4 protein-coding genes and 3 pseudogenes are annotated in these 5,971 nt (G+C 68.4%); 5 read left to right on the top strand and 2 right to left on the bottom strand.

Annotation, left to right across the window (positions count from 1 at the left end):
- Positions 1–44: 44 nt before the first annotated feature.
- Both ACFWXC_RS52840 and ACFWXC_RS52835 read right to left on the bottom strand, forming a co-directional pair.
- On the bottom strand, positions 45–599 hold the full coding sequence (locus ACFWXC_RS52840; RefSeq protein ID WP_384491485.1) for a hypothetical protein: 555 nt from the start codon (positions 597–599) through the stop codon (positions 45–47).
- A 90-nt stretch (positions 600–689) separates the two neighbouring features.
- On the bottom strand, positions 690–953 hold the full coding sequence (locus ACFWXC_RS52835) for a hypothetical protein (RefSeq protein ID WP_384491483.1): 264 nt from the start codon (positions 951–953) through the stop codon (positions 690–692).
- Between the two features lie 230 nt (positions 954–1,183).
- Between ACFWXC_RS52835 and ACFWXC_RS52830 the strand changes: the two are divergent.
- The 5 genes and pseudogenes from ACFWXC_RS52830 to ACFWXC_RS52810 all read left to right on the top strand — a co-directional run.
- A pseudogene (locus tag ACFWXC_RS52830) lies at positions 1,184–1,474 on the top strand (FAD-dependent thymidylate synthase); the annotation flags it as partial.
- Positions 1,454–2,380, top strand: a pseudogene (locus tag ACFWXC_RS52825) (HNH endonuclease); the annotation flags it as partial. The pseudogenes ACFWXC_RS52830 and ACFWXC_RS52825, both read left to right, overlap by 21 nt.
- A pseudogene (gene thyX, locus ACFWXC_RS52820) lies at positions 2,381–2,833 on the top strand (FAD-dependent thymidylate synthase); the annotation flags it as partial.
- A 235-nt stretch (positions 2,834–3,068) separates the two neighbouring features.
- Complete coding sequence (gene dapA / locus ACFWXC_RS52815) at positions 3,069–3,968, top strand: 4-hydroxy-tetrahydrodipicolinate synthase (protein ID WP_384491481.1); 900 nt, start codon at positions 3,069–3,071, stop codon at positions 3,966–3,968.
- A gap of 156 nt (positions 3,969–4,124) precedes the next feature.
- The gene (locus ACFWXC_RS52810) at positions 4,125–5,810 is read left to right on the top strand and encodes a ribonuclease J (protein WP_384491479.1); all 1,686 of its coding nucleotides are present in this window, start codon (positions 4,125–4,127) and stop codon (positions 5,808–5,810) included.
- The last annotated feature ends 161 nt before the right edge of the window (positions 5,811–5,971 follow it).

Raw genomic sequence — 5,971 nt, 5'->3', positions numbered from 1 at the left:
GGCGTGATGCGGACCGGCCCCTGCCTCGTATGCCACCGGGGGGCTCAGCCGCGCCCGTACTCCGCCGCCCATGCCTCCACCGCGTCCGCCGCACGGTCGAAGGCCGACGCCCGGCCCAGGAAGTCCATCCCGTGCGTGGTCAGCAGCGGATCCATGTCGTCGGACGACCGGTCCTTGCGTACGAGAGTCAGCGCCTGCCCCTGCACCGTGCGCGGCAGCCCCAGCCAGCGGACCGGCTGCTGCGCCGTGCGCACCGAGACGACCCGCCTCCAGGGCACCGTCCGCGTGTACAGCAGACCCACCTGGCGCACCCCACGCGCGCTCACCCACACGCCCATGCGCAGTATCCGCAGGGCGCCGGCGATGATCAGCAGGGCGATGCCGAGGACCGCCCCGGCGGAGGAGAGCGAGCCGGTCAGGCCCAGCGCGACCGCCGCGAACAGCACGAACGAGGCGAGCAGCAGCCACAGGGCGGCCCCGCCCACACGCCACGGCCCGGGGCGGTAGGGGCGCCGCCAGCGGTCCCGGTCGTCGTAGGGCAGGGCGCTGTCGAGTGCCGCGTCATCGGTGCGGTCGGCCATCAGGAAGGGCAGGGGCACGGCTGGTCCTCACTCAATCCATGCATGGGCTGTGCCCGGTGAGGCTATCCGCCCGTGTCCCCGCTCACCACTCGCGGGGGTCCGGAAGAGTCAGTGCCCCTGAGAGGCCTGCGACTGCTGGGTTCCCGTGTCGGACGGCGTGGACAGCGCCGGCATACCCAGGACCAGCGAGCCCACTATGCCGGCGACGATGGTGAGCCCGAGCAGCCAGCGCCCGGCTATCTGACTCACGGACGGCCGCTGCCGGGGCGGGGGAGCCACATTGCTGCGGAACCTGTCGGCTTCGGCGATGAAGGCGAACGGTACGGGTTGGCGCCTGGGGGCACCTCCCAGCGGTAGCTGGGGGAGGAACATCGGGGCGTCTCCTCTCGGGAACTCGTCGAACTGCGGGCAGAGATCGAACGAATCGCCCTCACCAACACAGACGAGCGAACGTGGCGATAGGTGCCCGGTTGCCCCGAATTCACAGAACTTCACCGAAGTTCGCCAAAGATGTCGCGCCCCGGCACCGAACGTCCTGATGTCGGTGCCGGGCCGTAGAGTGGGCGCCGCCCGAGAGAAGTGATGGAAGGACCCTCCGAGCCGTGACCGACACCCCCGCCGACGACCTCAAGCCCAGCTTCCGGAGCGATGTCACCGTCGACCTGGTCAAGCACAGCGCAGCCGACTCCGACGTGCTGTGGGCCGCCCGGGTCTCCACCGCCGGCGAGCAGTCCCTGGACGAGCTGAAGAAGGACCCCGAGCGCTCCAAGGGCCTGATCAACTACCTGATGCGGGACCGGCACGGCAGCCCCTTCGAGCACAACTCGATGACGTTCTTCATCAGTGCCCCGATCTTCGTCTTCCGCGAGTTCATGCGGCACAGGGTGGGTTGGTGCATCGCCGGGGACACGGAGATCACGCTGGAGAGCGAGGCCGGTCACCTGCGCCGACGCACCATCGCCGAGCTGTACGAGCTCTGGCACCTGGGCGTCGAGGACCGCCTGCCGCATTCGGCCGGTGGTGTCACCTGGCACAGCCGGGCCGGCAAGTGGATGGCGCAGGTGAGGCGTGGAGACACCAACCACTACCTCGGGCTGTACGAGAACCGCGAGGCGGCCGAGTCCACCGTCGCCGAATTCCGGGAGCTGCACCCCGGCACCCGCATCCGCAAGCTCGAATCGGTGCGCCGCAACCACGTGCGCTGCTACGACGAGGAAACCCTCCTCGCTCAGCGGGCGAGGATCGTCGATGTGATCGAGTCGGGGGTCAAGACGCTTGTCAAGATCACCACAGCCTCCGGCAAGACGCTCCGTTGTACCGTCGACCACGCCTTGTTCACCCCCGAGGGCTGGTGCAAGGCGGGAGAGCTGTCCGTCGGGGACGCCGTACTCGTCTCCGGCACCGCGCCGCGCCCGTCTCAGGCCCTGGTCCCGCCGAGCCTGCGTCGCGGTATCGGCGTGTGGACCTCCATGCAGCGCGAGAGGCTCATCAAGGAGTTCGACACCTGCCATCTGTGCGGCGAGGGCTTCCCGCGGGAGCAGCTCGCCCTCGACCACGTCGTCCCGGTGGCGGGTGACCTGCTCCAGGCCCTCGACGACAAGAACCTCGCTCCCGCCTGCGAGCCGTGCCACGCGGTGAAGAGCGCGGGAGAGCAGGCGCTGGCCCGGCGCGACGGAAAGGTCGCCAAAGCGGTGCCGGACCGGATCGTCTCGATCGAGACCGACGGCGAGGAGATGACGTACGACCTCTCCGTGGAAGGCCCCTGGCACAACTTCCTCGCGAACGGTTTCGTCGTCCACAACTCGTACAACGAGGAGTCGGGGCGCTACCGGGAGCTGCAGCCGGTCTTCTACCTCCCCGGCGAGGACCGCAAGCTGGTCCAGCAGGGCCGTCCCGGCAAGTACGAGTTCGTGGCGGGCACCGAGGCTCAGCAGGAGCTCGTGGACCGGTCGATGCAGGAGTCGTACATCCAGGCGTACCAGGCCTACCAGGAGATGCTCGCCGCCGGTGTCGCGCGTGAGGTGGCCCGGGCGGTGTTGCCCGTCGGGCTCTTCTCGTCGATGTACGCCACCTGCAACGCCCGCTCGCTGATGCACTTCCTCGGCCTGCGCACCCAGCACGAGCTGGCCAAGGTGCCGTCCTTCCCGCAGCGGGAGATCGAGATGGTCGGCGAGAAGATGGAGGCGGAGTGGGCCAGGCTCATGCCGCTCACCCACGGCGCCTTCAACGCCAACGGCCGTGTCGCGCCGTAACCCGGCCGTTCTGCCGCCCGGCCTCTCGCGCGTCTTGTCGTGCTCGGAACAGATGTACGGATCAGCCCGGCGAGGTGTCCGTATTGCGGCATTTAGTGAAGTTCATCTAGCCTGATCAAACGGACCCGGCACTGCTTGAACCCCCGAGCAGGCAGTGCCGGGCTCCGCATTTGTCCGGACTTTCCCCGCACCCCAAGGGCAGACCGCGCCGTGAGCACCGAGTAGCGTGTAACCCATGGCTCCGACCTCCACTCCGCAGACCCCCTTCGGGCGGGTCCTCACCGCCATGGTCACGCCCTTCACGGCGGACGGCGCACTCGACCTCGACGGCGCACAGCGGCTCGCCACCCACCTGGTGGATGCAGGCAACGACGGCCTGATCATCAACGGCACCACCGGTGAGTCGCCCACCACCAGCGACGCGGAGAAATCGGACCTGGTACGAGCCGTACTGGAGGCGGTCGGTGACCGCGCCCACATCGTGGCCGGCGTCGGCACCAACGACACCCACCACAGCATCGAGCTGGCCCGCCAGGCCGAGCGCGACGGCGCACACGGCCTGCTGGTCGTCACGCCGTACTACAACAAGCCCCCGCAGGAGGGCCTGTACCGGCACTTCACGACGGTGGCCGACGCCACCGGGCTGCCGGTCATCCTCTACGACATCCCCGGCCGCAGCGGCGTACCGATCAACACCGAGACGTTCGTCCGCCTGGCCGAGCACCCGAGGATCGTCGCCAACAAGGACGCCAAGGGCGACCTCGGCCGCGCGAGCTGGGCCATCGCCCAGTCCGGCCTCGCCTGGTACTCCGGCGACGACATGCTCAACCTGCCGCTGCTCTCCGTGGGCGCCGTCGGCTTCGTCTCGGTCGTGGGCCATGTGGTCACCCCGGACCTCAGGGCCCTCGTCGAGGCCTTCACCTCCGGTGACGTGCAGAAGGCCATGGAGATCCACCAGAAGCTGCTCCCGGTCTACACCGGCATGTTCCGCACCCAGGGCGTCATGACGACCAAGGCCGCGCTGACCCTCCAGGGTCTGCCCGCCGGGCCGCTGCGCGCCCCCATGGTCGAATGTTCGGCCGAGGAGATCGCCCAGCTCAAGATCGATCTTGCTGCTGGCGGGGTACAGCTCTGACAACAGACTTCACGCGGACGTCCGCGTAGCAAGGCTTAACAACTGAATACGGCGGGACACCGGTGCCCGCATTCCACAACGACAACTGCTTATGCACGAACGTCATCCACGCCACGTGCCCGACCGGTACGTGGCGTGGGTGGTGAGGAGAGTCTTTTGAGTCATCCGCATCCTGAACTCGGCCCGCCGCCCCAGCTCCCCGAAGGCGCCCTGCGCGTCACCCCGCTCGGCGGGCTCGGCGAGATCGGCCGAAACATGACCGTCTTCGAGTACGGCGGCCGTCTGCTGATCGTCGACTGCGGGGTGCTCTTCCCCGAGGAGGAGCAGCCCGGAATCGACCTGATCCTGCCGGACTTCACGTCCGTCCGGGACCGTCTCGACGACATCGAGGGCATCGTCCTCACCCACGGCCACGAAGACCACATCGGCGGCGTCCCCTTCCTGCTCCGCGAGAAGCCGGACATCCCGCTCATCGGCTCCAAGCTGACCCTCGCCCTCATCGAGGCGAAGCTCCAGGAGCACCGCATCCGCCCGTACACCCTGGAAGTGGCGGAGGGGCAGCGCGAGCGCATCGGCCCCTTCGACTGCGAGTTCGTCGCCGTCAACCACTCCATCCCGGACGCCCTGGCCGTGGCCATCCGCACCCCGGCCGGCATGGCGGTGCACACCGGCGACTTCAAGATGGACCAGCTCCCGCTGGACCACCGTCTGACGGATCTACACGCGTTCGCACGGCTGAGCGAGGAAGGCATCGACCTTCTTCTGGCCGACTCGACGAACGCCGAGGTACCGGGGTTCGTCCCGCCCGAGCGCGAGATCTCGAACGTCCTGCGCCAGGTCTTCGCCGGAGCCCGCAAGCGGATCATCGTGGCGAGCTTCGCCAGCCACGTCCACCGCATCCAGCAGATTCTGGACGCGGCCCACGAGTACGGCCGCCGGGTCGCCTTCGTCGGCCGTTCCATGGTCCGCAACATGGGCATCGCCCGGGACCTGGGCTACCTCAAGGTCCCGCCGGGCCTCGTCGTCGACGTCAAGACACTCGACGACCTCCCGGACAGCCAGGTGGTCCTGGTCTGCACGGGCTCCCAGGGCGAACCGATGGCCGCCCTGTCCCGGATGGCCAACCGCGATCACCAGATCCGTATCGTCGACGGCGACACGGTCATCCTGGCCTCGTCCCTGATCCCCGGAAACGAGAACGCGGTCTACCGCGTCATCAACGGCCTGACCCGCTGGGGTGCCGACGTCATCCACAAGGGCAACGCCAAGGTGCACGTTTCCGGCCATGCCTCCGCCGGTGAGCTGCTGTACTTCTACAACATCTGCCGGCCGAAGAACCTGATGCCGGTACACGGCGAATGGCGCCATCTGCGGGCCAACGCCGAACTCGGCGCCCTGACGGGCATCCCGCACGACCGCATCGTCATCGCCGAGGACGGCGTGGTCGTCGACCTGGTCGAGGGCAAGGCCAAGATCTCCGGCAAGGTCCAGGCGGGCTACGTGTACGTGGACGGTCTCTCCGTCGGCGACGTCGGCGAACCGGCCCTGAAGGACCGCAAGATCCTCGGCGACGAGGGCATCATCTCGGTCTTCGTCGTGGTCGACTCCTCCACCGGCAAGATCACGGGCGGTCCGCACATCCAGGCCCGCGGCTCCGGCATCGACGACTCGGCGTTCGCGGCCGTCGTCCCGAAGATCTCGGAGGTCCTGGAACGCTCGGCCCAGGACGGGGTCGTTGAGCCCCACCAGCTGCAGCAACTCATCCGCCGGACCCTCGGCAAGTGGGTCTCGGACACGTATCGCCGCAGGCCGATGATCCTCCCGGTCGTCGTGGAGGTCTGACCCGCGGACGAGGCCACGAACGGCCTCTCGTAGGCGGGAACATGGAGCGGGGCGCCTCGATTTGCATCGCGGCGCCCCCCACCCGAAAGATTTAGCCTCCCCCCCCCCCCGACCCCCCATTCGTGAATTTCAGGAAGACGTTGCACCCCCCCGCTGTAAAA

It is taken from the genome of Streptomyces sp. NPDC058683 (assembly GCF_042716195.1).
Classification (GTDB): Bacteria; Actinomycetota; Actinomycetes; order Streptomycetales; family Streptomycetaceae; genus Streptomyces.
This window is presented reverse-complemented; position numbering and strand designations above follow the sequence as displayed.